Source organism: Halobaculum litoreum (assembly GCF_030127125.1).
GTDB lineage: Archaea > Halobacteriota > Halobacteria > Halobacteriales > Haloferacaceae > Halobaculum > Halobaculum litoreum.
This window is the reverse complement of sequence record NZ_CP126156.1, coordinates 1,343,319-1,367,052: the sequence shown is the minus strand read 5'-3', so window position 1 is coordinate 1,367,052 and position 23,734 is coordinate 1,343,319. Positions and strand designations below refer to the sequence as shown.

The window sequence follows — 23,734 nt, the reverse complement described above, 5'->3', positions numbered from 1 at the left end:
TTCGGCGGCTGTGACATATACCTACCGCCGCACGCGAGCCCCGCGGCGCCCTCCCGCCGCCGGACCGCTCAGTCGCGCTCCGCGGGCGGCCCCAGCGGCCGGCCGTCGGCGTCCTTGGCGCCCTCGGAGTCGTGGACGACGGCGTCGCCGGCGCCCACCTCCCGCGGCTCGTAGGCGTCGCGGACGCCGATGGCCTCCTCCAACTCCCGGACGGCCCGCTCCTTGAGCGCCGCCGCCAGCGACTCGGCGTCCGCGCGGTCGATGTCGCGCCCGGGCCCCTCACACTCGTGGGCGCGGACCATCCCCTCGGCGTCGACGGCCTCCCCCATCGGCTGGCTCGTGCCGCCGAGCGCGACGGAGAACGGGTACGTCTCGCAGATGAGCGGCCGGTCGGCGTGGACGCCGCAGGCGCCGACGCCGTCGGCGTCCTCCTCGTAGAACACGCAGTCGCCGCAGGCGTCCGTCCCGAGCGCCCACTCGAACGTCTCGCCCTCCGGACCGTCCGGGCCGTCGGTCAGCCCGTACGGCATCGGCCGCGCGACGTCGCGCCAGTCACGGTCCGTGGCGGTGGCCGCCCCGTGGTCGCCGGCACCGTCGGCGTCTTCGTCCACCGCCTCGCCGGCGGCCGCTTGGAGCCGCCGCACCTCGTCCGGGAACACGGTCGCGGTGTGCGGGTCGTCGGCCTCGCTCTTGCAACAGGCGCCACAGCGCGTACACTCGAAGCCGATGGTCTCGACGGCGTCGGCCAGCGCGGCGACGTCGAGGGCGCGCGCCTCGGCGAGTTCGGCTTCGAGCGACTGCACACGCCGACGTGGGGTCCTCACGGACTAAACGCCGTCGGGTTTCCGGGCCGCGGCCCCGCGGCCGGTCCGGGCGCCTCGGTGGCGCTCCGGAGCGCTCGGTACCTGCGCGGAGGCAACTTAGCGACGTTTAAGTGTCGTCCGCCTGTTGACACGACCATGTCGGCCGCACCCGATCGGTCAGCCGAGGACGTGCACACGCCCGACCCCCGCTTCGCCGCCCCCTCCGGCCTCACGGCCGCGGTCGTTCGCTACGACGGGGAGCCCGACCGGTGTACGGTGTACCCGGACGGCGCCGACGACGAGACGCTGACGACCACGTGGCTGTCGGTGAACGCCGACTGTCTCGTCGCGCTCTCGGACGCCCGCTGACGAGGCCCTCACCGTGGCGCGACCCGGCCGCTCTCCCGGTCCCACCGGAGGCGGCCGGCCCGCGCCGACTTCTCGACGTGCGCCTCGACGGTCGCCCGCGCGAGGTCGCGGACGCCGTCGAGGTCCTTGTCGTACGCCGCCGCCAGCACCGCGTCCACGTCGCGCGCGCCGTCGGCGACGGCCGCGATGACGCGCCGCTCCCGGCGGAGTCGGTGGGCGATCAGCCGCGCGCACGTCCCGCGTGGGTCGTCGATCCGGGGGCCGTGGCCGGGGAACAGCGCCGGCGGGTCGCGGGCGTGGAGGCGACGGAGCGTCGTCAGGTACGCCCGCATGTCGCCCTCCGGCGCCGCGACGACGACGCTACCCTCGGCGACGGCGCGTCGCCGCAGACCACGCCGTTGCCGGTCTCGAAGCCGACGCCGTCGGGCGCGTGGCCCGGGAGGTCGACGACGGTCGCCGGGCCGACGCGGTCGCCGGGGACGAACGTCCGGTCGGGGGCGACGCCCGTCGCGTCGGCGAAGCGGTCCGCGTAACCGCGCAGCGCCCAGACGGTCGCGCCCGTCTCGGCGGCGTAGTCGGCGACTGCGCCGACGTGGTCCGGGTGGGTGTGCGTGACGGCGACGTGGTCGGCCACCTTCTCGCGGACGACGGTGTCGAGCGTGTCCGTCCGTGCCGCCGGGTCGACGAGGAGCGTCTCGCGGGTGCCGACGACGTAGGCGTTCGTCGCGCCCGTCGGCGCCCGCGTCTCGACGGGGACCGAGAAGCGGTCGACGTGGGTGTCGGCCCCACTCGTTGCGGCCGCGCCCGCCGCGCCCGCACCGCCGCCGCCCGCCATCAGTCGGCGCTCCGCGGCGCGGGCGCGCCGGGGTAGTCGGCGTCGCCGTCCACGCCGGGGACGCCCGCGTCCGCGAACCGTTCGAGGTGCGCGTCGCCGCCGACGACCGCGGCGGCCTCGGCGGCGTCGGCGTACGGCCGGTTCACGACGAGGTCGCCCGCGCCCGACGAGCCGATGCCCGGGATCGCCCGCAGTTCCCGCATCGACGCGCCGTTGAGGTCGAGCGGGTACGGGACGCCCGTCACCGAGCGGTAGCCCCAGTCGACGACGGCCACGTCCATCGTGCGCCCGAGGTCGTGCTCGCCGGGGATCCCGACGAGGATGGGGTAGGTGCCGAGCTGTCGGCCGAAGGTGGTGCCGTCCTCGTGGTACTCGAGGTAGACGTCCGGGAGGACCGTCCCGGTCGGCATCACGCGCTCGAGCATCGGGCGGTCGACCGTCTCGCGCACCTCGCGTTTGTACTGCTGGAACTCCTTCTTGTGCTCCCGGGCGAGGCGGGCGCCCGTCTCGGCCATCTCGGTCCCCTCGAACGCCATCACCTGCCGGACGTTCACCCGGCGGAGCATCAGCCCCTCGTCCATCACCGAGTCGAGGAAGTCCTTGTTGTGCTCGAAGGTGGCCGCGGTCTCCCCCTCCAGCCCGTGGACGAGGTTGATCCCTGGGAGCAGCTTCGGGAGCCTGCGGGGCGCGTCGTCGCCGAAGCTCGGCGCGTCCGCGGGCGACTCGCCGGGGCGCCAGCCGCCGGCCTCGTTGACGACGCGGACGGCCTCCAGACACTCCTCGGCGCTGACGAGGAGGTTGTTCCGCTCGCGAACCTCGGGGTCCGCGGACTCGAGGCCGAACGCGGCGGTGTCGCCCGGCGTGTTGTGGCGGGCGATCACCTCGATGGCCTCCCGCGACGCCTCGGGGTAGTCCGTGATCGTCACGGGGTTCATGTTGTCGAGGTGGAGCGTGCGCAGGTCCGGCGCCACCTCGCGGATGCCGCCGTACAGTTGGCGGAGCGCGTCGGGGTTGGGGGCCTCGCCGTCGCCGCCGAACGCGAGGATGTCGGCCTGTCGGCCCAGCCGGAAGTGGCGGACGCCGTGGTCGGAGAGCGCGTCGACCTCCGACACCACGTCGGGCGCGGTGCGGAAGTCGGGGTCGCCGTACATCGGCTCCGTGCAGAACGAACAGCGGTACGCACAGCCGCGGGACGTCTCCATCTCGGCGATGAGGTAGTCGGGGTGGTTCGGGTGCTGTTCGACGACGAACGCGCCCAGACTCGACCAGCGCGCCACCTCGTCGTAGTCGCGGATGCGGTTGCCGAACCCCTCCAGCCCGCTCTCGACGATGTCGTAGGCGGCGGCCTCCACGTCGCCCATCGCGAGGAAGTCGAAGTCGAGGTCGTCGCGCTGCATCTCCTGGGCGCCGGCGTTCTCCTCGCCGACGCCGAAGCGGACGGGCCCGCCCAGCAGGGTGACGCCGTCGGCGGTCCACGCGATCTCGCGCACCTCGTCCGGCTCGGCGGGGGTGCCGCCGACGTACTTCCCGGGGACGGTCATCCCGCCGACGTACACCACCAGGTCCGCGTCGGCGACGTCGGCCCACTTGCGGCGGTCGTCGCGCAGTTCGTCGATGGTGTGGTAGGTGATCCCCGACTCGGGGACGCCCGCGTCGACGAGCGCGCCCGCGGTGAAGCGCGGGTACGTCGACACGTACGGAGGGACGCCGAAGTGCGCCGGCTCGTCCACGTAGCCGTCGACGATGGTCACGGCGAGGTCGCTCGGGTCCGGCGCGGTCATACCGAACGGTGGTGCGGCGAGCGGCTAAAGGCGTACGGTCCGGGGACGACCGCGAGCGCCGCTACCAGCCGTGCTCGCGCCGTCCGCCGCCGGTCGAGCGCTCGGCGCCCGCGACGGCCGCCTCGACCCCGCCGACGAGCGCGGCCGCCTCGTACGTCAGCCCGTCCCCGTCGGCCAGCCTGTCGAGCAGGTCGTCGACCGTGCGCGGCGGGTCGGCGACCGTCTGCTCGGTCGCGCGCCGTTCCGCCCGGTCTGCCTCCTCCCGGGCGTGTCTGTCCCGCTCGTGTTCCCGGCGTCTCGTGCGCATTGGTGACACCTCACACGGCACCTCACGGCCGCCCGTATTCAGTGTTGTGCAGCCTCGGACGGAATCCGGCGGACGCGGGCGTGCCCGGCCCGGTCCGGAGCGGTCCGCGGGCGACCACGAAGGCGCGCGGGCCGAGTTCGTGCCCGTCGGTCGGGCGACTCAGGCGAAGATCCGCGCCTCCCGGCGCTCGTCCTCGTCGTACTCCGCCGTCAGCGCCTCCGGGTAGTTGCGCGCGGCGGCGTGGGCGGCGGCGACGGCGTCGAGCGCGTCGTCGGTGGCGACGGCGCAGTCGACGGCCGCGTCGTCGGCGAAGCGGACGCCGGCGGCGCGGAGCGCCTCGACGTTCCGGCGCCGCGCCGCGACGTGTCGGCGCTGCCCCTTCTTGTAGCCCGTCCGCACGGCCCCGTCGAGGCGGTCGAACGCGGCCGCCGGGTACGTCTCCAGCACCGCGAGGCGCGGGTCCTCGACCGGGTGTACCGGCGGGACGGCGACGCCGTCGCGGGCGACCAGTCGCCGGAGCACCGCCGAGATGCCGTAGTACGTCTGCGTCTTGATCCGGAACCCCGCGGGGTCCTGTCCGCCGTGGTCGTCGTCGGTCGCCCGCCGGAGCGGCTTCCCGGCCTCCCCGCCCGCCGTCACCGCGTCGTAGAGGTCGCGCGGGTCGTCGACGCCGTCGAGCACGCCCCACCGCTCGGGCGTCGCCGCGACGAACGACGTCCAGTCGTCCTCGCCCAGCGTCCACGCGGGCAGCGAGAACGGGAAGTCCAGCCCGGCGACGGCGGGTCCGTCGACGCCGCCGAGGCGGTCGGCCAGCGCCGGCAGCACGTCCTCGCGGGCGGTCGAGTCGAGGTCGAGGAACTCCGCGGCGGACGCCAACTCCCGCACGAGGAGGCCGTCATCGTCCGGGACACAGCGGGCGACCCACGTCGACGCGCCGGCGGCCGTCGCCGCGGCGCTGAAGTCGACGCCGTACACCGTCTCGGGGGTTCGTTCCGCGTTCACGGTCGGCGACTGGCGCGCGCGGGACAAAGACCCGCCGGCCCGGCGTCGGTGTCGGCAAGCCCCGCGGCGCCCCACGGCGTTTATGCCGCGCGCGACCCAACCCGACGGTATGCCCGCGACGAAGGAGGTCATGTGCGTCAGCGACGACTGCGAACTCGACATGTTCGAGAACCACTACACCTACGACATCGCCGACGACCACACGGTCGCGGACCTGTCGTGTCCGCTGTGTGGCGGGAGCGACCTCGAGGAGATCGAGCTGTAACATGAGCGACCGAGACCAGCCCGCCGAGGGCGCGAAGCGACTGAAGGACGTCGGCGAGTCGGCGGTCAACTCCGTGCTCGACCGCGTCGGCCGCGGCGTCGCGAAGGTGCAGGAGCGGTCGCCGCTGGCGTACGACCTGCTGGAGTCGGAGGACGCCTACCTCGTCGTCTTCGACGCGCCCGGCGCCGAGCGCAGCGACGTCCAGGTGCGCTTCAACGACGGCGCCGTCGAGGTGCGGATCGACCGCTTCCGCGACTTCCACGAGGGGTACGAGATGCGTTTCCCGGGCCGCGGCCTCGCGCTCGACGGGCGCGCCGAGCTGCCCGCCGAGGCGGCCGTCGACCCGGAGGCGGCCACCTCGACGCTCACCGACCACGGCGCGCTCCGCGTCACGGTCCCCAAGGCCGAAGGGGAGCGTGGCGGTCGCCGACGCGGCGTCTGCCGACGCGGCCGACCACGACCCCGGCGAGGCGGACGAGCCGGTCCACCTCGATCTGGGCGACGAGGAGGACGCCGCGGAGTCGACCGACGCGGACGGCGACGACGAGGCCGCCGGCGCGACCGACGACGAGGAGTAGCGCCGCGGTCCCGTTCTTCGCGGGTCAGTCCGGCCCGTCCGTCTCGACGGTCATCCCCTCGCTGATCTCGAACTCCTCGTCGCCGTCGAACCGCTCCGGGTCGAACGCCTCGACCCCCGGCACCGGCGGCTCGTCCCCGAGCACCAGCGCCGCGACCGCCTCCCCGGTCGCCGGCGCGCGCATGAACCCGTGGCCCTGCCAGCCGGCGGCGACGTACACGCCGGGCGCGACCGCCCCGAGCAGCGGGTCGCCGTCCGGGGTCGCCGTGCACAGGCCGGCCCACGCCCGCTCGACCGCGGGGTCGTGCCCGGCACGGTCGCGCAGCACCGCCCCGGCGTCGTCGCGGAACCAGTCGTCGGCGTCGCGCGCCCACTCGTCCGGGTCGGCCTCGACCGGGACGGTGCCGTCGCCCGCGAGCAGGCCCGCGGGGTGGGGGCGGGCGTACACGCCCGCCGAGGCGTCGTACCACATCGGGCCGTCGTACGCCCGCCCGGAGACGAGCGCCTGCACGCGGTACGGCTTCAAGGGGACCCGCACGCCGGCGTCGGCCAGCAGCCGCTTCGTGTGGGCGCCGGCGGCGACGACGACGGCGTCGAACCGCCGCGTCACCGGGGCCTCGTCCGCGACGGCGACGCCGGGGGCGTCGTCGCGACCGCCACCTCGCTGTCGGTGCGGAGCTCGACGCCGGCCTCGGCGGCCAACTCGGCGACCGCCGACACGTAGCTCCCCGGGTCGGTCCACCCGGCGTTGCCCGCGACGGCCGCGACGGCGACGTCGTCGTGTCGGAGCGTCGGGAACCGCTCGCCCAGTTCGTCGCCCGTGAGCGTCTCGACGGGCCGGTCGTGGACGCGCATCCGCTCGGCGGCGCCCGCGACCGCCTCCGCGAGCGCGTCGTCGCCCTCGCGGGCGACCATCGCGTACGGACACTCCGTGAACGCGAAGCCGTGCGTCCCCGAGAGGCGGCGGAACCGTTCGAGAGCCCGGGCGCCGAGCGCGGCGTCGGCGTCCGCCGCGTAGGCGTCGTACAGGACGCCCGCCGCGCGCCCGGACGCCCCCGACCCGACCGCGCCCCGCTCGAACAGCGTCACGTCCGCCCCGCCGACCGCGAGGTCGTGGGCCGCGGTGACGCCGACGGCGCCGCCGCCGACGACGGCGACTCGCATGTCGGTCATGGGCGATCAGCGGTGCGGCTCGGGCATGAGCGCGTCGAACGGCTGGTCGGCCAGCCACCCGACGAGCGCGTCGAGTTCGCCCGTCGCCTGCTCGAACAGTTTCCGCCCCTTCTCGGCGGTCCCCGCGGTCGGCGTGCCGACGGCGCCCGACTCGGAGAAGTCGGCGGTGTCGAACCCCACGCTCGCGCCGTGGACCGACCGCCCCCACGAGTCGGCCGCGCCGGCCTCGGCGTCCGCGAGCCGCGCCTCGCGCACCAGGTCGGCGGCGACGTGGGCGACCACGCTCGTCTCCATCGCGTCGGCGTGCCCGATGCCCGACCGGTCGAACAGCTCCTCGTCCAGCCCGTCGAGACTCGACCACCAGTTCCACGGCGCGGCGAACGCGACCCGGTCGCCGCGCAGTCGCCGGGCGGCCCGCCGGAGCGCATCGTCGTTGCCGCCGTGGCCGTTGCAGACCACGAGCTTCCGGACGCCGTGGCTCGCGATCGACGCGCAGATCTCGCCGACGTAGTCCTCGAACGTCTCCGGCTCGGCCCACAGCGTGCCGTCGAACTGGCGGTGGTGCGCCGACACGCCGACGGGCACCGTCGGGAGCACCACGGCGTCGTCCCGGTCGACACCGCTCGCCACCGCCTCGGCGGCGAGGAAGTCGGTGCCGAGCGGGAGCGCCGGGCCGTGCTGTTCGACGGAGCCGGTCGGGAGGATCGCCACCTCCACCGCGTCGGCGAACGCCTCGCCCGCGCTCGTCGTCGTCTCCTCGTGGAGCAGTCGCATACCGGCGCGTCCGCGCCGGGGAGGTAGGCGTTCGGGTGGCGGCGGGGGAGCGGCGACCGGGGTGCCGCCGCGGCCCCGCGGTCAGCGGAGGCTGTCGACGCCGGCCGCGGGGTAGCCGACGACGTGGTCGACGCCGACGGCGTGGAGGTCGTCGACGCGTCCGCCCACCGTCTCGGGATCGCCCACGAGGGCGAAGTCGCGCACCGCCTTCGACAGCACCTCGCGGGCGCGCCCCGTCGCCGTGGCGTCGGTGTCGGCGTCGTCGGGGAGCGCCTCGCGGACGGGGCGGCGGCGGGCGGCGTACGCGCCGACGGCGTCGAGGATCGCGTCCTCGTCGGCGCTGGGGACGACGGGGGCGTAGACGGCGACCTGGCCGTCGAAGCCGGCCGCCCGCAGGGCGCGCACGTCGCGCTCGTTCGTCCGCGAGAGGAGGTCGTACTGGACGCCGCCGGCGGCCAGCGCGACGCGTTCGATCCCCTCGGTGCCGACCCACGGCTCGCCGCCGGCTTCGCGCACCGCGCGGGCGGCGTCGCCGAGGCGGGGCGCGACCGCGCGGCGGCGCTCCTCGTCGGCGAGGTAGGCGCCGTGGCCCGCGACGAGCACGCGCTTCGCCGCGTCGGGCAGGGTGGCGACCAGCGAGTCGTCGCCCCGGGGTCGAACCCGTCGGCGCGCACCGGCGTCGTCACCCGGAGGTCGACCGACTCCGCGAGGGCGGCCAGCGTGTCGGCGTCGGGCAGCGCCTCGCGGCCCTCGTAGTCGACGCACACGAGGTCGAACGGGAGCTCCGCGGCGACGGCGACGTCGCACTCGGTCGGCTTGAGGGCGACCCCGTCGAGGTTCGTTCGGGCGGCGACGCTGTCGTCGGCGGTTGCGGTGAGAGTCATGGTCGGTGGAGTCGGAGCCGGGCGGTCGTGTGGCTGGGCGTCGATCGGGCGTCGGTCGGACGCGTCGCGTCCGGGGTCGGGGGAGAACTAGGACCGTCGCGGAACGCGATCCATCGCCTGTGCGGCCATACACCAGCAAGCCCGTAGGACCGAATAAACGTGGTGTTCGCGTCAGAATCGACGCGCCCGGTGACAAGAGGTATACACGTCCGTGGGGAAGCCGATGACATGGCGGACGGGGGCGGCGCCGACAGGGGAAGCGTCATCTCGACCGGCCGGAACGCGGCGGACGGCCGCCACGGGAGCGGCGTCGAGGGCTGGGTGACGGTCACCGCGGTGCTCGCGGCGGTGCTCCTGTCGTTCTTCGCGACGCTCGTCGTCGTCAGTTACGTCTGAGCGCCCCCCGCGGCGACGGCTACTTGTCGGTCACCCGCCTACCCGTGGCATGGACATCAGCAACCTCGTGGTCGACACGGACGACGGCGGCCGCAGCGTCGTCCAGTCGAGCCGGGTCGCCTCCATCGTCGTCCTCCTCGCGGTCCTCGTGGCGTTCTTTCTGACGCTCGTCGTGTTGAGCTACGTCTGAGTCGGCCCGTCGCGGTCCTCGCCTCCGACGGGCGCCGCCGCCTACACCGGGAGGTCGGCGTCCGGGTCGACGACGCGGTCGACCTCCGCGGGCATCTCCCAGTCGGTGAGCAGTTCGAGCAGCTGGACGAGCATCCGGCCGGTCGCGCCCCACACGGTGTAGCCGTCGACCCGGAAGAAGTGGAGCCGGATCTCCCCGTAGTGCGGGTGGTCGCGGCGCTCGGACTCGTAGTTCTCGCGGGCGGTGAGTGCGGCGACCGGGAGCACCGCGATCTCCGCGACCTCGTCGTCGCTGGGGACGTACTCGCGGTCCGGCGCGGTGCCGACGAACGGGGTGACGGCGTACTCCGAGACCGTCCGGATGTCGTCGAGGCGGCCGACCACGTCGACCTCCTCGGACCGCAGGCCGATCTCCTCGTGTGCCTCGCGCAGCGCCGTCGCCGTGAGGTCCGCGTCGCGGCTCTCGACGCCGCCGCCCGGGAAGCTCATCTGGCCCGGGTGGCTCCCGAGGTGGTCGGCGCGCTTGGTGAACAGGACGTGCGGCGCCCCGCCGCGGTCGATGACCGCGGCGAGCACGGCCGCGCGCCGCTCGGCGTCCGTCACCCGGACGGGCGTGTGGCGACGGACGCGCTCGAAGTCCATACCCCCTATGCTGGCCCGTCGGGCTTCAACGGTGCGGTCTCGTCGGACGATGCGGAGCGAGCGACGCGGGCCCTCGCCCTCCAGTCGCGCCCGCCGGGGCGCTACTCGCCCGCGCTCCCGGTCAGATCACCGTCGGCGGCGTCGCGGGCGTCCGCGTGTGCCGCCTCCGCGACCGCCGCGGGCGACACCCCCGCCTCGTCCCACGACGGCAGCCGGGTGTCCGGGCCGGGCGGCGCGATGGAGTCGGCGTACGTCCGCACCTGTCGGCGCTCCCCGCCGCGGTCGTACGACAGCCCGTTGAACGCGGCGTCGGCCGCGTACCGTTCGACGTACGACTCGGCGGTCCGGCGGTAGGCGTCCGGGAGCGTGTCGTAGTCGACGGCGACCCCGTGTTCCTCGACCGCCCGCAGCAACGCCGCGCCCACCGACCGGCTCATGTCCGAGAGCCCGGTCGGCCCGGAGACGGCGCGGTGGTCGTGCTCGTAGCTCCCGAGGTCGACCTGCGCCGCGCCGTCGACGCCGACCGCGTCGTAGGCGGCCGCCAGCGTCCCCACCTCCAGCCCCCACGTGCGCTGGAGGGGCAGCGACGCGACCACGTCGCTCGTGGCGGCGAACTCGCCGGCGAGGGCGTAGCGGAACGCCGCCATGTACGCGAGGAACTCCGAGTCGGGGGTCGCCTCGTGGAGCGCCCGGACGAGCGGCGTGTAGAACAGCCGGAACAGCCGTCCGTACAGCTGGCCGTTCTCGACGCGGGCGTAGTACCCCTTCGAGAAGTCGAACCCGTTCGCCAGCGGGAACAGCAGCCGGCGGACGTAGTCGCGGGTGTACGACTTCGTGTCCGCGTCGTGGACGACGACGTACTCCTCGCGCAGCGCCCGTCCGAGCGCGAGCCACACGTCGCGGCCCTTGCCGCGCTCGCCCGACAGCCCCGCGTCGGCCAGCAGGTCGGCGACGCGCGGCCCGTCGCACCACAGCGTCTCCAGCGGCAGGTCGAAGCCGTCGAGCCACTCGCGGAAGGCGCCCACGCGCTCGCCCGGCGCCCGGAGGGGGACGATCACCCGGGCCGGCTCCAGCGCCTCCAGCTCCGAGAGGACGCGCTCGGCGGCCAGTCCCGCGTACTCCCGCTCGGTCATCGGGACGACGACGGCCGCCCGGTCGGTCGGGGCCTCCGGCGAGCCCTCCCCGAAGGCGTGGAGCGTGGCGACCCGCTCCTGCACGTATTCCATCCCCGGATCGCACGGCGGCGCCGCGAATAAAGCCGGGTGGTCGCCGCGGCCGGCGCCTCCCGACCGGCCGGCGACGACGCGTTGAAGAATATTGTTCTTCGATACTCCCCACCGACGAGTAATTGAACAACATTCATGGGCCATGAACTACTACCACGGGGTGATGACCCGCAATCGATCGGACCTCCTCTGGATACTCGCGTTCGCCGCGCTGGTGGCGTTCGCGATCCCGTGGTTCCTGTGGGGCGACGCGACCGTGGTCGCCGGCCTGCCGCTGTGGCTGTGGTGGCACGTCGGGTGGATGGCGCTGGCGAGCGTCGCCTTCTACGCGTTCGCGCGCACCGGCGGCTGGGACCGCGGCGTCGACGCGGGGGTGATCCGGCGTGGCTGAGCTGGGCACCTCGCTCGGCATCGTCGTCGGCTACCTCGCGATCACGCTCGCCGTCGGGCTGGTGGCGTACCGACTGACGGACCGCTCGGCCGAGGACTACTACCTCGCCTCGCGGTCGGTCGGCACCGTCGTGCTCCTGTTCACGACGTTCGCGACGCTGCTGTCGGCGTTCACGTTCTTCGGCGGCCCCAACCTCGCGTTCTCGGCGGGCCCCGAGTGGATCCTCGTGATGGGGCTGATGGACGGCATCCTGTTCGCGCTGCTGTGGTACGCCATCGGCTACAAGCAGTGGCTCGTCGGGAAGGCCCACGGCTACGTGACGCTGGGCGAGATGCTCGGCGACCGCTTCGGCTCGACGGGCCTGCGCGGCCTCGTCGCGGGCGTGAGCCTCCTGTGGCTGTTCCCGTACGTGATGCTCCAACAGATCGGCGCCGGGCAGGCGCTCGTCGGGCTGACCGACGGCGCGGTGCCGTACTGGGCCGGCGCGGCGATGATCACGGTGTTCATGGTCGCGTACGTCGCCCTCTCCGGGCTGCGCGGGGTCGCGTGGACGGACACCCTGCAGGGCGTGTTCATGCTCGGCGTCGTCTGGCTCGCCGTCGCGTGGGTGGCCTCGGCCGCGGGCGGCGTCTCCGCGCTGACGGCGGGGATGGCGCAGGCGAACCCCGAGTTCGCGTCGCTCGGCGGCGGCCTCTACTCGCCGCAGTGGATGATCGGCACCGCCGTCGTCATCGCGTTCGGCGTCGCCGCGTTCCCGCAGGTGAACCAGCGCTTCTTCATGGCCGACCGCGCGGAGACGCTCAAGCGCTCGTTCGCGCTGTGGCCCGTGCTCGTGCTCCTGCTGTTCGTCCCCGCGTTCCTGCTGGGCTCGTGGGCGGTGGGCCTCGGGATCACGGTGCCCGACGGGAGCAACGTGCTCCCGATCCTGCTGAACGAGTACACGCCCGCGTGGTTCGCGGCGCTCGTCGTCGCGGGCGCGCTGGCGGCGATGATGTCCTCCTCGGACTCGATGCTGCTCTCGGGGTCGTCGTACTTCACGCGCGACCTCTACCGCCCGTTCGTCGCCCCCGACGCCAGCGACGCCCGGGAGGGGTGGATCGCCCGGGTCGGCGTCGCCGTGTTCGCGGCGTCGACGTTCGTGGCGTCGCTGCTGGTCGGCGGGGGCGGCGGACTGGACGTGCTCGTCACGCTCGGCGACACCGCCTTCGGCGGCTACGCGCAGTTGACGATCCCGCTCCTGTTGGCGCTGTACTGGGCCCGCACGACGAAGTGGGGGATGGTCGCCGGCATCGCGGCCGCCGAGGCCGTCTACATCCCGCACGCGCTGTTCGCGGGCGACGTGGCGTTCCTCTCGACGACGTACCTCACGTGGGACTACGCGCTGTGGTGCATGCTCGTGTCGCTGGTCGTGACGGTCGGCGTGTCGCTGGTGACGACCGCGGCGCCGGCGGAGAACGCCGAGAAGTTCGGCGTCGGCGCGGACTGAACCACGGCACGCTTTTGGGACACCCACCCGCACCACAGAACCGAATGCAGACACACGTCGTTCCGGTCGGCTTCGACTACGACCGGCTCATCGCGCCGCTGGTCCGCGACCAGATCGACGTGGACCGCGTCGTCCTGCTGGAGGGCGCCGTCGGCAGCGAGGCGAACGTCGAGTACTCCCGGAACCTCTCGAAGAAGCTGGAGACCGACTTCCGGAACCTGCTCGGCGCCGAGACCGAGCGGGTGCCCGTCGCCGACGTGTACGACTACGACGCCGCCTTCGAGCAGGCGTACGACCTCATCAACGCGGAACTCGACGCCGGCCGCGAGGTGTGGGTGAACGTCTCCTCGATGCCCCGCCCCGTCTCGTTCGCGTTCGCCACCGCCGCCCACTCGGTGACGCTGGAGCGGCAGGCCGACCGCGACCGCATCCACACGTACTACACGGCGCCCGAGAAGTACCTCGAGACCGAGTTGGCGGAGGAGCTGCGGGCGGACCGCGACCTCCTGCGGGACCTCCTCGACGGCGCCGCCGGGGCGGAGGGCGGCCGCCGCCGAGGGCGGGGGCGGGGGTGACACGGTCGCGGGCGTCGACGCCGACCGCGTGCGCGAGCGCCTCGACACCGCGACCGACCTGCTCGCGGAGTTCGACGAGCGCGGCACGACCATCGGCGCCAAGGAGGTCGACGGCCGCCACATCATCGAACTGCCGGTCGCCTCCTTCTCGAACGTGAAGCCGTTCGAGGAGGTGATCCTGTTCAAACTCGGCGAGGCCGGCGAGTTCGAGTCGGTGAGCGAACTCGCGAAGGCGCTGGCCGCCGAGTTGAACGAGGAGTACACCGACTCGTTCCGCTCGAAGGTGATCTACAACGTCGACCGGCTCGGCCCCGGCGGCAAGGGGTACGTCGAACAGGAGTCCCACGGGAAGTCCTACCGGACGCGCCTCTCGCGGATCGGCGAACTGTGGGTGCGCGCCCACGCCGCCGAGGACGCCTCCGACTACGAGTGGTAGGCGCCGCGGCGGCCGCGGGCGTCGCCGGTCACCGGTACCCCTCGGTCAGCCCCGCCACGACGTGGTCGTCGGCGAGCGCGAGCAGGACGACGACGGGGACGAGCGCGACCAGCGCCGCGGCGGCCGCGAACGAGGCGTTCGCGACGCGCAGCCCCCGCAGGACCGGGACGATCGGCGCCCAGTCCTGCGGGTCGCCGTTCGTCATGAGCAGCGAGAAGAAGAACTCCGTGTACACCTGCAGGAACGTGAGCACGGCCGCCGTCGCGATCCCCGGCCGCGACAGCGGGACGATCACCCGGACGAGCGCGCCCAGCCGCGTCGTCCCCTCGACACGGGCGGCGTCCTCCAGCGTGTCGGGGATCCGCGCGAAGAACGTGGTGAGGACGAAGATCGCCAGCGGCATCGTCAGCCCCGACAGGGGGATCCCGGGGCCGGCGGGCGTGTTGAACAGGTCGGGGCTCGTCGCCGTCACGCCGAACACCGACACCTCGAGCGCGCCCGACAGCAGCCGGAACAGCGGGATCACGAACGCCACCGGCGGGAAGTAGGCGACACACAGCGTGGCGATCAACAGCCACCGCTTCCCCCGGAACTCGAGGCGGCCGAAGGCGTAGCCCGCGAGGCTGGCGACGCACACCACGACGACGGTGGTGCTCGCCGCGATCACGATGCTGTTGAACACGTAGCGGGGGAACGACGACCCGACGAGGACCCCGACGAGGTTCGCGGCCGTCACCGCCTCGGGCACCAGCCCCGGCGCCACCCCGGTCGGCGTGACGGCCACGACGACCAGCCAGTAGAGGGGGAACGCGGCGAACACGAGGAAGAAGCCGACGGCGACGGCCAACAGGAGGCGGTAGGCGGCCCGCGGGTGCCGGATCGCGTTGTCGACGGCGCGGGCGATCCGTCCGGTCTCGCTCGTCACACCTCCGACGTACGGCAGGGGGCGCGTAAGCGTTCCCGTTCCGGCGGGGCGTCGACACGACCGGCCGCCTCCGAGCGGCGGCCCGCTCAGAACTCGAACCCGCGGGGGCGGCCGACGGCGCCAGCGGCGTCGCCGGCAGTCGCGCCGGCACGTCGGGGTCGTTGAACGCGCCGGGCGCCACGTCGTTGGCGGCCTCGGGGTAGAACACCGACGCGAGCGCGTGGAGCTGGTCGCGCCCGACGCCCAACTCGAACTGGCCGCCGCCGTACAGCCCGACGTCGCGGTCGCGGGCCCACTCCAGCGTGTCGGACAGCGACTCCAGCGTCCCGAAGCGCGAGGGCTTCACGTTCAGCCACTCCGGCTCCCACGGGAGCGCCTCGACGCTCTCGACGCCGGTGATCGGGTAGTCCCACGACACGCGGTGTTCGTGGCCCTCGAAGACGTGGCGCGTCTCCTCGGTGACGGCGGGGTCCTCGATCAGCGCGTCCGGGAACGACTCGAGCACCCACGCGTAGAACCCGGGGTCGGGCTCGACGTCGACGTCGGTCCCCTCGTACAGCCCCTTGAGGTCGAGGACGCGCACCTGGTCGGTCGGGAGGGCCGCGACCACCTCGTCGGTCCACTCGGGCGTCGGGTCGAGCTTGAACTGGATCCCGGGGACGCGCTCGGCGACGGCGGTCACGCGGTCCGCGGTCGGCGGCTCGCCCAACCGGGTCGACGCCGCGAACGTCACGGGGTCGCGCGACCGCCCGAGGAGGCTCGCGAGGTCGGTGTCGGACTGCCGCAACGCGAGGTCGACGGCGGCGGACTCGACGGCCCACCGGCGGTAGGCGTGGCCCGTCTTCCGGGCGGGGTCGCCCAGCGGGAACAGGTCCACGTCGTCGAGGCGGGCGGAGAACTCCCGGAACGTGTACTCCCCGGCGAGCGCGTCGAGGAAGGTCACGCCGTCGGCGGGCGTCCGCGGGTCGCGCCCGGGGTCGGCGAACAGCGCGTCGTGGTCCTCCGCGTCGTACGTGACGTCCTCGCCGCGGCCGAGTTCGCCCGCGCCGCGGAGGCGGACCGTGGTGCTCACGCGCTCGAACCCCGAGGAGGTGTCGCGGGACCGGCGCCGCAGGCCCACGGACTCGACGGTCACGGGCAGGTCCGCGACCGCGCGAAAGAGGGTCGGTGTGCTCACGCGGGGTACGTCGCCCCGGGGGACGATAACTACTCGCCCGCCCCGTCCGGGTCGACCGCTCCCGCCTCCAGCTTCGTCACCCGCGTCGCGAGCGCGAGGAACGTCGCCGTCAGGGTGAGGACGACCGCCCCCGCGGCGGCGATCTCGTGGGTCGGCGACGGGTGCGTGAAGCCGTACATCCCCTCCAGCGCCGTCTGCCCGGGCATCAGCGTGTGGTGGGGCGTGCCCACGATCGGGAGGAAGTAGTCGACGACGTCGTTGAGGCCGTACCACGCCAACGCGACGGCGACGGCCTTCACCGGGAAGTCGGAGATCCGGTACAGCAGGAACCCCTCGACGGTCATCGCGAGGTGCGAGCCGAGGAGGAACAGGTACATCGGCAGCGGCGTCGTGGCGCGAAAGCCCTCCTCGAACGCCAGGAGGACGAACGGCGTCCACAGGCCGAGCTTCCAGCAGCCGAAGAACGCCAGCGCGTTCACGTACTCGTTCGTCCGCCCGAGCAGCCACAGCCCCAGCGCGAGCGCGATGAACAGCGTCGCCACGGGCGAGTCGGGGACGAAGATCCACATCGACGGCGGCGTCCCGCCGAGTTGCCACGTGATCAGCGGGTCCGAGAGCGGCAGCGGGTGGAAGCCGTAGTACCAGAAGCCGAAGGCGGTGCCGACGAGGTTGACCGCGACGACGAGCGCGGCGACCCGGAGCCCGAAGTTCTCCATCGCCCGGGGGAGCGGCGCGACGTACCACGGCAGGTCCGGACGCTCAGGCAGGCCGTCGTCCGCGGTGAGGTCGGCGAGGAGGCTCATCCGTTGGACCGAGACAGGGGGCTTCGGGGTTTAGCGGTGGCGATGATCGACACGGCGCCGTCGCGCCGGTCGCCGACCCGGCCCACCCGAACCAGCCGTCGTTATGCCGGTGGCCCACGAGACGGCGTACAGACGTGGTCGACCGTCCGGCAACGCGCAACCCCCTGCCCGAGTCGCTCGCGGAGTTCTACCTCACGACGCCGGTCACGCTCGCGCTGTTGCTGCTCGCGAACGCGCTCGCGTTCCTCGTCGGCGTCCGCTACTACGTCGAGACGATGCCCGCGGTGGCGACGTCCCTGTGGCCGCTGTACGGCGACTCGCCGACGGCTATCGCGCTCGGCACGCTCGTGCTCGCGGCGCTGGTGCCGTTCGCCGGCTACCGCCTCTCGGCGGTGCCGCGCTCGACGCTGCTGTCCGTGCTGACGACGCTCGCGGTCGTGTGGCTCGTGAAGATGGGGCTGTGGACGTTCGTCGCGCTCAACGTCCCGTTCGTCCGGCCGGACCTCCCGAACGACCTGTACGTCGGCTTCGACGCCGACTCGCTGTGGGCGTACTGGGGGATCCTCCTCACGCACGCCGCCTTCCTCGGGGAGGCGCTGTTGGTGGCGCACGTCGGCCGGACGTCGCGGCGGACGCTCGCGGCCGTCGCCGTCCTCGCGCTCGCGAACGACGTGTTCGACTACGGCTTCCTCGTCGGCCTGCCGTTCGCGAACCACCCGCCGGTGCGGTACGACCCGGGGTGGCTGCTCGCGCTCGGGAGCCTCGCGGCGACGGTCGTCGCGGTCGCGGTCGCGGCCGTCGTCCTGCCGTCGGGCGATGACGCGTCGCGCTGACGTGGTGGTTAAATACGCGGAGGAGTTACCGGAGGTGTATGGACTCCGCGGTACTGCTCGATCTCCTCGGGAACGAGAACCGCCGGCGCATTCTCCGGCTGCTCTCGCACAAACCGTGTTACGTGACCGAGATCAGCGAGTACCTCGGCGTGTCGCCGAAGGCGGTGATCGACCACCTGCGGAAACTGGAGGACGCCGGCCTCATCGAGAGCCACACCGACGACCGCCGGCGCAAGTACTTCCACATCGCGCGGGACGTGCGGCTCGAGGTGAACGTCTCCCGGCACGGCTTCGGGACGAAGTCCGCGTACCCCGCGAACCCGAGCCTCGACATCCAGGGCCGGTGTCCCCACATGCACATCGACCTCGAACTGCGCGCGACCGACGACGGCGACGACACGGGGGAGGTGGCGGCGTTGGCCGCGGAGTTCGACCGCCTCGAGGACCTCGAGAACGAACTGTCGCTCGCCCAGCGGTGGGTCCACGGCCGGGTCACGGACCTCCTCGACCGGCTGAACGACCGCCTCGGCGTCGACGCCGACTCCCGGTTCTACGCGCAGCTGCTCGCGGCGGTGTCGGCGACCGACGGGTCGCTCCGGGCGGTCGTCGAGGAGGTCAACGCCGACCCGGAGGCCGTCGAGGAGGGGCTCCACCGCCTCGCGGACGCCGACATGCTCGTCCGCGAGGGCGACCGCTGGACGGTCGTCGGGTAGCGCGGCCGGGAGGGCCGCCGGCCGCGCCCGCGGCGCTCAGTCGACGTCCCGCGTCAGCCCGTCGCGGAGGTCGCGCCCGAAGTACAGCCCCGCGACCGACAGGAGCACGCCGACCGTGACGCCCACGCCCGCGACGGCGACGCCGTTCTCCGCGAGGAAGTCCGTCCCGAGGAGCACCCCGCCCGCCGAGAGCGTCCCGAGCAGGAACGCCCCGCCGGCCGCGAGCGCCCCCGCGACGGCCGTCTCGAGGTACGCCCGCCGCGACCGCGCCAGCCCGAGCGCGAACGCCGCCGCGAACAGCCCCACGTAGCGCGCCAGCCCGCCCACCAACGGCACCGCCGACCCCGCGACGAGCCCGGCGACGAGGACGAGCAGGGTGAGGGCGAACCCCTTCGCCGAGAACGGGGACCGGCCGAGGCGGGCGCGCGAACCGTCGGTCGCCTCGGCGTCCCCGTCCGTCTCCGCCGGCGCGTCCGCGGTCCCCCGCCGGCGGCCGCGTCGTCGCCCCCCACGTCCCGGTCGGCGGCTCCTGCAGTTCCTCGAGGCTCTTCGACATGGAGGCTACTGCGCCGCGGGCGAATATGGTTCTTGTGTCGACGCGCCGCCGCGGCGCGGCCGGCTTCGGGCGTGACGACGCGGCCGGGACCGCCGGACTACGGGGGATTCCGCCGGCCTGTTCGCCGTCGCCGCGGCGGTCGCGGACGGGCAGGTTCAAGTTCGCCCCGGCCGCTACCGGCACGTATGACCCCGAGCCCCGGAGACCGCGTCCGCGTGGAGCACGCGGCCGTCACCGACGAGGGCGTGTTGATGCCGTCGAGCGACGAGGATCACCTCGTGCTCAAACTCGAGGGCGGGTACAACGTCGGCGTCGACCGCGCCGACGCGAGCGTCGAGGTCCTCGAGGGCGGCGCCCGCGACGTGGGCGACGAGACCGACGACGGCGACGCCTCCGCCGTCGAGTTCGACGACGACCTGCCGACGATCGCGCTCATCTCGACGGGCGGCACCATCGCCTCGACCGTCGACTACCGCACCGGCGCCGTCACCGCCCGCTTCGACGCCGAGGACGTCCTCCGCGCCGTCCCCGACCTGGCGGGCCGCGCGAACTACCGCGGGCGCGTCGTCGCCAACATCCTCTCGGAGAACATGGACCCGGCGATCTGGACGGAGCTCGCCGAGGCGGTCCGCGAGGAGGTCGCGAACGGCGCCGACGGCGTCGTCGTCATGCACGGCACGGACACGATGCAGTACTCCGCGTCGGCGCTGTCGTTCGTGCTCGACACGCCGGTGCCCGTCGTGTTCACCGGGAGCCAGCGCTCGGCCGACCGCCCCTCCTCGGACAACGTGATGAACGCGGTCTGTGCCGTCGAGGCCGCGAAGGCCGACTGCGCCGAGGTGATGGTGTGTATGCACGGCACGCCCTCCGACGACTACTGTGCGCTCCACCGCGGCACCCGCGTCCGGAAGAACCACACCTCCCGCCGGGACGCCTTCGAGACGGTCGGCGCCGAGCCGCTCGGCCGCGTCGACTACGGCACCGACGAGGCCGACATCGCGGTGTCGTTCCGCGAGGGCCGCGAGTACGCCCGCCGCGGCGAGCGCGACCTCGACGTCGCGCCCGATCTCGTGGAGGACGTCGAACTGGTGAAGTTCACGCCCGGGATGGACCCCGCCGCGCTGGAGTACCTCGACGGCAAGTCGGGCGTCGTGATCGAGGGGACCGGGCTCGGCCACGTCCACACGGACCTCATCCCTCGGTTCGAGGAGCTGGTCGCGGACGGCACGACCGTCGTGATGACGAGCCAGTGTCTCGAGGGGCGCGTCTGTGACCGCGTGTACGACACGGGGCGCGACCTGCTCGACGCGGGCGTCGTCGAGGCGGGCGACACCCTCCCCGGCACGGCGAAGGTGAAGCTGATGTGGGCGCTCGCGAACGCCGCCGACCCCGCCGACGCGATGGGCCGGGATCTGGCGGGCGAACTCACCGAGGAGTCGAAGCCCTGGGTATGACCGAGCGGGAGGTCACCCGCGAGGACGCCGACCACCGCTTCGTCGTCCGGCAGGCGCGCGAGTCGGACGTCGCGGACGTCGTCCGCTTCACGCGGGACACGTGGGGGGACAGACACGGCGACTACCTGCCCGACGTGTTCGGCGAGATGGTCGCCGGCGACGGGCCGGCCCAGCACACGCTGGTGATCGACGTCGACGACGGCGACGACGTCGCGGGCGTGCTCCAGTGCGTCATGCTGTCCGACTCGGAGGCGTGGGCGCAGGCGATGCGTGTCAACCCCGACTACCGCGGGCACGGCCTCTCGCCCGAGCTGTCCCGGGCGGCGTTCCGGTGGGCGCGCGACAACGGCGCCGTGGTCTGTCGCAACATGGTGTTCTCGTGGAACGTCGCGGGGCTCGGGCAGTCGCGTTCGGTCGGCTTCGGGCCGGCCACGGAGTTCCGCTGGCTCCAGCCCGACCCCGACGCCGACGCCGACCCGGACCTCGACGTCGTCGCGGACCCGGACGCCGCGTGGGCGTTCTGGAGCGCCAGCGACGCCCGCGACCACCTCCGGGGGCTCGCGCTCGACGCCGCGGAGTCGTGGGCCTGCTCGGAGCTGACCCGCGACGACCTCCGCGCGGCGGCCGACCGCGACGGGCTGTTCGTCGTGCGCGACGGCGGCACCCGGGCGATGTCGGCGCTGGCGTACACGTACGACCGCGAGGACGACGACGGCGAGCCGGTGACGTGGGGGATCTACCACGTCGCCGCGTGGGCCGACGCCGCGGCGCTCGACGCGCTGACCGACGCGGTCGCCCGCGACGCCGCCGCCCGGGGGGTCGACGCCACCCGGATCCTGATCCCCGAGAGCGCGCGGTGGGTGTCCGACGCCGCGGCGACGCGGACGGCGGTGTCGGACGAACCCGACTTCGTGATGGCGGCCGACCTCACCGACGGGTCGCTGTACTGACGCACGGGCGGTCCGACGGCGACGGACGGCCCGGGTGCTGGACGGGCCGGGCGACCGCCGCCGGAGTTATCCTCCCCGGGGTGGTGTCGGGCGACATGGACCTCACAGTCGCGACCGCTGCGCCGCCGCTCCAGTTCGGCTTCATCGACCCCGGCATCTTCGGCCTCCTCAACGTGATCGTCGCGGTCGTCGTGGGCTACTTCACCTACCAGGACGCGAAGGGGCGCCGCACCGACTCGCCGAAGCTGTGGGCCGGGGGGATGGCGCTGGCGTCGCTGTTGTTGAACCTCGTCGGCTTCCTCCTCGCGTTCGCGGTGTACTACCTCGTCGTCATCCGCGACTGACTGTCGACGGAACTAACTGGGGAGGTGTCGATCGGCGGATATGGTTGCCCTCCCGCTGTTCGCCGGACTCCCCGGCGGCGTCGAGCTGCTGATCGTGTTCTTCATCTTCCTCCTGGTGTTCGGGCTGTTGATCCCGATCGGGATGGCCTACTGGGTGTACCGCGACGCGACGGCGCGCGGCAACGACGACGCCACCCTGTGGGCGCTCGCGACGGTGCTGGCGGGGCTGTTCGTCTCCGTGTTCGGCGCCGGCGCGGTCCTGTTGTTGTACGTCCTCGTCGGCCGCGAGTAGCCCGGGCCGTCCGGGACCGCGACCGCGGGGCCAACGGCTATATCGCCGCGTGCGCTCGCGGGGGTATGGCCGCGGCCACGCTGTTCGGCGCGATCCCCGGAAGCTCGGTGCTGTTGCTCGTGGTGTTCGTCGTCGTCCTCCCGCTGGCGGTCGTCTACTGGCTGTACCGCGACGCGATGGCCCGCGACGTCGCGAGCCTCGAGCTGTGGGTCGTCGCGTGCGCCGTCGCGGGCGCGGTGGGGACGGTCGTCGGCTCGCTCGTCGTCGCCGGGCTGTACCTCCTCGTCACGCGCCGGTGAGGGTGGACGGGGTGTCGTCGGCTCAGATCTGGACGACCCACGCGCGGTAGTCCTCGGGGCGGTCGTACACCGCGACGAACGCGCGGTCGAGGAAGCCGGCGAGCCGGTTGGCGTCAGAGCGCGCCGAGATACGGACGTTCGTCCCCTCGGCCTCCTCGGGCGTCTCCTGTGCGTCGATGCGGAACTCCGGGTAGTCGTCGAGCAGGTCGTGCAGTCGCGACAGCTCCTCGTCGGTGCAGTCGAGGTTGAACGTCTTCTCGGCGAACTGGATCCACGGCGGCGGCGCCTCAGCCGACGCGTCGTCGTCGTCGTCGTCCCCCTCGTCGTCCGCCGCGGCGTCGCCCGACGCGCCGAACTCGACGGGCTCGCGCGGCGGCTCGACCTCGACGGTGAGGAACGCGCTCCCCCCGCTCGCGGTGGGCGGTGACGGCGTCGGCGAACAGTTTCCGGCGGTCGGCGGCCGTGTCGGCGTCGAAGCGGGTCATACCCCCTCCCTACTCGCGAGCGACGCAAAAACCGGGCGGTCGGCCGTGGACGGGGCGTCACCGTCTCTGCCCGCGAACCGCGCCGGAATCCGCACGCCTTTCACCGTGGCCCCGGACCGAGCAGGTATGAGCGACCACCGAATCCTGCTGCTCGGACCGCCGGGCGCGGGGAAGGGGACGCAGGCGAAGCGCCTCACCGCCGAGTACGGCCTCGACCACATCACGACCGGCGACGCGCTCCGCCAGAACAAGGACATGGAGACGGAGTACGGCACGCCCGGCGAGTTCATGGACGCCGGGGAACTCGTGCCGGACCCGGTCGTCAACGAGATCGTCGTCGCCGCGCTGGCCGACGCCGACGGCTTCGTGCTCGACGGCTACCCGCGCAACCTCGACCAGGCGGAGTTCCTCGGCGAGGAGACGGACCTCGACTACGTCGTGTTCCTGAGCGTGCCCGAGGACGTGCTCGTCGAGCGGCTCACCGGTCGGCGCGTCTGCGACGAGTGCGGCGCGAACTACCACGTCGAGTTCGACCGGCCCGAGGAGGCCGGCGTCTGCGACGAGTGCGGCGGGGAGTTGGTCCAGCGCGAGGACGACACCGAGGACACCGTCCGCGAGCGCCTGCGCGTCTACCGCGAGAACACCGCGCCGGTCGTCGAACACTACCGGGAGGAGGGATCGCTCGTCGAGGTGTCCGGCGAGGGGACGCCCGACGAGGTGTTCGAGAACCTCCGCGACGTCGTCGAGGGCTGAGCGGCGGCGGGAGCCGCCCGCGCGGCGGCGCCGAGAGTA

Annotated in this window: 25 protein-coding genes and 7 pseudogenes; 17 read left to right on the top strand and 15 right to left on the bottom strand. The window is 73.5% G+C overall.

What is annotated here, in order from left to right; translation table 11 throughout:
• Positions 1 to 68 precede the first annotated feature (68 nt).
• Positions 69 to 803, bottom strand: a complete 735-nt coding sequence (locus P0R35_RS07405; RefSeq protein ID WP_284014537.1) for a YkgJ family cysteine cluster protein — start codon at positions 801 to 803, stop codon at positions 69 to 71.
• Between the two features lie 156 nt (positions 804 to 959).
• Between P0R35_RS07405 and P0R35_RS07400 the strand changes: the two genes are divergently transcribed.
• On the top strand, positions 960 to 1,172 hold the full coding sequence (locus tag P0R35_RS07400) for a DUF7511 domain-containing protein (RefSeq protein WP_284014536.1): 213 nt from the start codon (positions 960 to 962) through the stop codon (positions 1,170 to 1,172).
• Positions 1,173 to 1,180: 8 nt separating this feature from the next.
• On the opposite strand, the pseudogene P0R35_RS07395 reads toward P0R35_RS07400, so the two are convergent.
• The 4 genes and pseudogenes from P0R35_RS07395 to P0R35_RS07380 form a co-directional block, all read right to left on the bottom strand.
• Positions 1,181 to 2,007 (bottom strand): annotated as a pseudogene (locus tag P0R35_RS07395) (MBL fold metallo-hydrolase).
• Positions 2,007 to 3,788, bottom strand: coding sequence for a radical SAM protein (locus P0R35_RS07390; RefSeq protein ID WP_284014535.1), 1,782 nt, complete (start codon positions 3,786 to 3,788; stop codon positions 2,007 to 2,009). Before P0R35_RS07390 ends, P0R35_RS07395 begins: the two are co-directional and overlap by 1 nt.
• 61 nt (positions 3,789 to 3,849) lie before the next feature.
• A complete protein-coding gene (locus P0R35_RS07385) occupies positions 3,850 to 4,095 on the bottom strand; it encodes a hypothetical protein (RefSeq protein WP_284014534.1) in 246 nt (81 codons plus the stop codon).
• 159 nt (positions 4,096 to 4,254) lie between these two features.
• Positions 4,255 to 5,097 carry a DUF429 domain-containing protein gene (locus tag P0R35_RS07380; protein WP_284014533.1) on the bottom strand — a complete coding sequence of 281 codons (843 nt, stop codon included), beginning with the start codon at positions 5,095 to 5,097 and terminating at the stop codon, positions 4,255 to 4,257.
• A gap of 109 nt (positions 5,098 to 5,206) precedes the next feature.
• On the opposite strand from P0R35_RS07380, the gene P0R35_RS07375 reads away from it, so the two are divergent.
• The 3 genes and pseudogenes from P0R35_RS07375 to P0R35_RS07365 all read left to right on the top strand — a co-directional run bounded on the left by P0R35_RS07375 (position 5,207) and on the right by P0R35_RS07365 (position 5,940).
• Entirely contained in the window at positions 5,207 to 5,362 is a 156-nt protein-coding gene (locus P0R35_RS07375) for a DUF7559 family protein (protein WP_284014532.1), read from the top strand.
• A gap of 1 nt (position 5,363) precedes the next feature.
• Positions 5,364 to 5,720, top strand: a pseudogene (locus P0R35_RS07370) (Hsp20/alpha crystallin family protein); the annotation flags it as partial.
• Between the two features lie 58 nt (positions 5,721 to 5,778).
• A complete protein-coding gene (locus tag P0R35_RS07365; RefSeq protein WP_284014702.1) occupies positions 5,779 to 5,940 on the top strand; it encodes a hypothetical protein in 162 nt (53 codons plus the stop codon).
• 24 nt (positions 5,941 to 5,964) lie between these two features.
• On the opposite strand, the pseudogene P0R35_RS07360 reads toward P0R35_RS07365, so the two are convergent.
• The 3 genes and pseudogenes from P0R35_RS07360 to P0R35_RS07350 all read right to left on the bottom strand — a co-directional run bounded on the left by P0R35_RS07360 (position 5,965) and on the right by P0R35_RS07350 (position 8,770).
• Positions 5,965 to 7,103: pseudogene (locus P0R35_RS07360) on the bottom strand (NAD(P)/FAD-dependent oxidoreductase).
• Positions 7,104 to 7,118: 15 nt separating this feature from the next.
• Positions 7,119 to 7,886 (bottom strand): creatininase family protein, encoded by a 768-nt coding sequence (locus tag P0R35_RS07355; RefSeq protein ID WP_284014531.1) that lies wholly within the window; start codon positions 7,884 to 7,886, stop codon positions 7,119 to 7,121.
• Between the two features lie 81 nt (positions 7,887 to 7,967).
• A pseudogene (locus P0R35_RS07350) lies at positions 7,968 to 8,770 on the bottom strand (DUF7388 family protein).
• 228 nt (positions 8,771 to 8,998) lie between these two features.
• Between P0R35_RS07350 and P0R35_RS07345 the strand changes: the two are divergent.
• Both P0R35_RS07345 and P0R35_RS07340 read left to right on the top strand, forming a co-directional pair.
• Entirely contained in the window at positions 8,999 to 9,166 is a 168-nt protein-coding gene (locus P0R35_RS07345) for a hypothetical protein (RefSeq protein ID WP_284014530.1), read from the top strand.
• A 49-nt stretch (positions 9,167 to 9,215) separates the two neighbouring features.
• Positions 9,216 to 9,356 (top strand): hypothetical protein, encoded by a 141-nt coding sequence (locus tag P0R35_RS07340; RefSeq protein WP_284014529.1) that lies wholly within the window; start codon positions 9,216 to 9,218, stop codon positions 9,354 to 9,356.
• Between the two features lie 41 nt (positions 9,357 to 9,397).
• Here the strand turns inward: P0R35_RS07340 and P0R35_RS07335 are convergent, their stop codons facing one another.
• Together P0R35_RS07335 and P0R35_RS07330 are read right to left on the bottom strand one after the other, a co-directional pair.
• Positions 9,398 to 9,997 carry an NUDIX hydrolase gene (locus tag P0R35_RS07335; protein WP_284014528.1) on the bottom strand — a complete coding sequence of 200 codons (600 nt, stop codon included), beginning with the start codon at positions 9,995 to 9,997 and terminating at the stop codon, positions 9,398 to 9,400.
• Between the two features lie 101 nt (positions 9,998 to 10,098).
• Positions 10,099 to 11,223 (bottom strand): glycosyltransferase family protein, encoded by a 1,125-nt coding sequence (locus tag P0R35_RS07330; protein WP_284014527.1) that lies wholly within the window; start codon positions 11,221 to 11,223, stop codon positions 10,099 to 10,101.
• Positions 11,224 to 11,386: 163 nt separating this feature from the next.
• Between P0R35_RS07330 and P0R35_RS07325 the strand changes: the two genes are divergently transcribed.
• The 3 genes and pseudogenes from P0R35_RS07325 to P0R35_RS07315 all read left to right on the top strand — a co-directional run bounded on the left by P0R35_RS07325 (position 11,387) and on the right by P0R35_RS07315 (position 14,111).
• Positions 11,387 to 11,614, top strand: a complete 228-nt coding sequence (locus tag P0R35_RS07325) for a DUF3311 domain-containing protein (RefSeq protein ID WP_284014526.1) — start codon at positions 11,387 to 11,389, stop codon at positions 11,612 to 11,614.
• Positions 11,607 to 13,100 (top strand): sodium:solute symporter family protein, encoded by a 1,494-nt coding sequence (locus P0R35_RS07320; RefSeq protein ID WP_284014525.1) that lies wholly within the window; start codon positions 11,607 to 11,609, stop codon positions 13,098 to 13,100. The genes P0R35_RS07325 and P0R35_RS07320 overlap by 8 nt, the downstream gene beginning before the upstream one ends.
• A 44-nt stretch (positions 13,101 to 13,144) precedes the next feature.
• Positions 13,145 to 14,111 (top strand): annotated as a pseudogene (locus P0R35_RS07315) (HFX_2341 family transcriptional regulator).
• Between the two features lie 28 nt (positions 14,112 to 14,139).
• Here P0R35_RS07315 and P0R35_RS07310 read toward each other — a convergent pair.
• The 3 genes and pseudogenes from P0R35_RS07310 to P0R35_RS07300 form a co-directional block, all read right to left on the bottom strand.
• Entirely contained in the window at positions 14,140 to 15,036 is an 897-nt protein-coding gene (locus P0R35_RS07310) for a carbohydrate ABC transporter permease (RefSeq protein WP_284014524.1), read from the bottom strand.
• Between the two features lie 97 nt (positions 15,037 to 15,133).
• A pseudogene (locus P0R35_RS07305) lies at positions 15,134 to 16,213 on the bottom strand (hypothetical protein); the annotation flags it as partial.
• A gap of 29 nt (positions 16,214 to 16,242) precedes the next feature.
• Entirely contained in the window at positions 16,243 to 17,016 is a 774-nt protein-coding gene (locus P0R35_RS07300; RefSeq protein ID WP_284014523.1) for a DUF1405 domain-containing protein, read from the bottom strand.
• Positions 17,017 to 17,150: 134 nt separating this feature from the next.
• Here P0R35_RS07300 and P0R35_RS07295 point away from each other — a divergent pair, with 134 nt between their 5' ends.
• Both P0R35_RS07295 and P0R35_RS07290 read left to right on the top strand, forming a co-directional pair.
• Entirely contained in the window at positions 17,151 to 17,849 is a 699-nt protein-coding gene (locus P0R35_RS07295; RefSeq protein ID WP_284014522.1) for a DUF1405 domain-containing protein, read from the top strand.
• Between the two features lie 38 nt (positions 17,850 to 17,887).
• Complete coding sequence (locus P0R35_RS07290) at positions 17,888 to 18,562, top strand: ArsR/SmtB family transcription factor (RefSeq protein ID WP_284014521.1); 675 nt, start codon at positions 17,888 to 17,890, stop codon at positions 18,560 to 18,562.
• Positions 18,563 to 18,598: 36 nt separating this feature from the next.
• On the opposite strand, the gene P0R35_RS07285 is transcribed toward P0R35_RS07290, so the two are convergent.
• Positions 18,599 to 18,898 carry a DUF8526 domain-containing protein gene (locus P0R35_RS07285; protein ID WP_284014520.1) on the bottom strand — a complete coding sequence of 100 codons (300 nt, stop codon included), beginning with the start codon at positions 18,896 to 18,898 and terminating at the stop codon, positions 18,599 to 18,601.
• A gap of 405 nt (positions 18,899 to 19,303) precedes the next feature.
• Between P0R35_RS07285 and gatD the strand changes: the two genes are divergently transcribed.
• The 5 genes from gatD to P0R35_RS07260 all read left to right on the top strand — a co-directional run bounded on the left by gatD (position 19,304) and on the right by P0R35_RS07260 (position 22,457).
• Positions 19,304 to 20,572 (top strand): Glu-tRNA(Gln) amidotransferase subunit GatD, encoded by a 1,269-nt coding sequence (gene gatD / locus P0R35_RS07280; RefSeq protein WP_284014519.1) that lies wholly within the window; start codon positions 19,304 to 19,306, stop codon positions 20,570 to 20,572.
• Positions 20,569 to 21,522: a GNAT family N-acetyltransferase gene (locus P0R35_RS07275; RefSeq protein ID WP_284014518.1), complete on the top strand. Its 954-nt coding sequence runs from the start codon at positions 20,569 to 20,571 to the stop codon at positions 21,520 to 21,522. Before gatD ends, P0R35_RS07275 begins: the two co-directional genes overlap by 4 nt.
• A gap of 95 nt (positions 21,523 to 21,617) precedes the next feature.
• Complete coding sequence (locus tag P0R35_RS07270; RefSeq protein WP_284014517.1) at positions 21,618 to 21,866, top strand: hypothetical protein; 249 nt, start codon at positions 21,618 to 21,620, stop codon at positions 21,864 to 21,866.
• 40 nt (positions 21,867 to 21,906) lie between these two features.
• Positions 21,907 to 22,158 carry a hypothetical protein gene (locus P0R35_RS07265; protein ID WP_284014516.1) on the top strand — a complete coding sequence of 84 codons (252 nt, stop codon included), beginning with the start codon at positions 21,907 to 21,909 and terminating at the stop codon, positions 22,156 to 22,158.
• A gap of 65 nt (positions 22,159 to 22,223) precedes the next feature.
• On the top strand, positions 22,224 to 22,457 hold the full coding sequence (locus P0R35_RS07260) for a hypothetical protein (protein WP_284014515.1): 234 nt from the start codon (positions 22,224 to 22,226) through the stop codon (positions 22,455 to 22,457).
• Between the two features lie 22 nt (positions 22,458 to 22,479).
• Here P0R35_RS07260 and P0R35_RS07255 read toward each other — a convergent pair.
• Positions 22,480 to 22,942: pseudogene (locus tag P0R35_RS07255) on the bottom strand (DUF7975 family protein).
• Between the two features lie 126 nt (positions 22,943 to 23,068).
• Between P0R35_RS07255 and P0R35_RS07250 the strand changes: the two are divergent.
• Entirely contained in the window at positions 23,069 to 23,695 is a 627-nt protein-coding gene (locus tag P0R35_RS07250; protein WP_284014514.1) for an adenylate kinase, read from the top strand.
• The last annotated feature ends 39 nt before the right edge of the window (positions 23,696 to 23,734 follow it).

Bases quoted from the DNA above. Each gene is read 5' to 3' on its own strand.
- P0R35_RS07385 (WP_284014534.1), bottom strand. From the start codon at position 4,095: ATGCGCACGAGACGCCGGGAACACGAGCGGGACAGACACGCCCGGGAG.
- P0R35_RS07270 (WP_284014517.1), top strand. From the start codon at position 21,618: ATGGACCTCACAGTCGCGACCGCTGCGCCGCCGCTCCAGTTCGGCTTC.
- P0R35_RS07375 (WP_284014532.1), top strand. From the start codon at position 5,207: ATGCCCGCGACGAAGGAGGTCATGTGCGTCAGCGACGACTGCGAACTC.
- P0R35_RS07300 (WP_284014523.1), bottom strand. From the start codon at position 17,016: ATGAGCCTCCTCGCCGACCTCACCGCGGACGACGGCCTGCCTGAGCGT.
- P0R35_RS07290 (WP_284014521.1), top strand. From the start codon at position 17,888: ATGGACTCCGCGGTACTGCTCGATCTCCTCGGGAACGAGAACCGCCGG.
- P0R35_RS07275 (WP_284014518.1), top strand. From the start codon at position 20,569: ATGACCGAGCGGGAGGTCACCCGCGAGGACGCCGACCACCGCTTCGTC.
- P0R35_RS07355 (WP_284014531.1), bottom strand. From the start codon at position 7,886: ATGCGACTGCTCCACGAGGAGACGACGACGAGCGCGGGCGAGGCGTTC.
- P0R35_RS07265 (WP_284014516.1), top strand. From the start codon at position 21,907: ATGGTTGCCCTCCCGCTGTTCGCCGGACTCCCCGGCGGCGTCGAGCTG.
- P0R35_RS07325 (WP_284014526.1), top strand. From the start codon at position 11,387: ATGACCCGCAATCGATCGGACCTCCTCTGGATACTCGCGTTCGCCGCG.
- P0R35_RS07345 (WP_284014530.1), top strand. From the start codon at position 8,999: ATGGCGGACGGGGGCGGCGCCGACAGGGGAAGCGTCATCTCGACCGGC.
- P0R35_RS07340 (WP_284014529.1), top strand. From the start codon at position 9,216: ATGGACATCAGCAACCTCGTGGTCGACACGGACGACGGCGGCCGCAGC.
- P0R35_RS07390 (WP_284014535.1), bottom strand. From the start codon at position 3,788: ATGACCGCGCCGGACCCGAGCGACCTCGCCGTGACCATCGTCGACGGC.
- P0R35_RS07335 (WP_284014528.1), bottom strand. From the start codon at position 9,997: ATGGACTTCGAGCGCGTCCGTCGCCACACGCCCGTCCGGGTGACGGAC.
- P0R35_RS07250 (WP_284014514.1), top strand. From the start codon at position 23,069: ATGAGCGACCACCGAATCCTGCTGCTCGGACCGCCGGGCGCGGGGAAG.
- gatD (WP_284014519.1), top strand. From the start codon at position 19,304: ATGACCCCGAGCCCCGGAGACCGCGTCCGCGTGGAGCACGCGGCCGTC.
- P0R35_RS07260 (WP_284014515.1), top strand. From the start codon at position 22,224: ATGGCCGCGGCCACGCTGTTCGGCGCGATCCCCGGAAGCTCGGTGCTG.
- P0R35_RS07330 (WP_284014527.1), bottom strand. From the start codon at position 11,223: ATGGAATACGTGCAGGAGCGGGTCGCCACGCTCCACGCCTTCGGGGAG.
- P0R35_RS07400 (WP_284014536.1), top strand. From the start codon at position 960: ATGTCGGCCGCACCCGATCGGTCAGCCGAGGACGTGCACACGCCCGAC.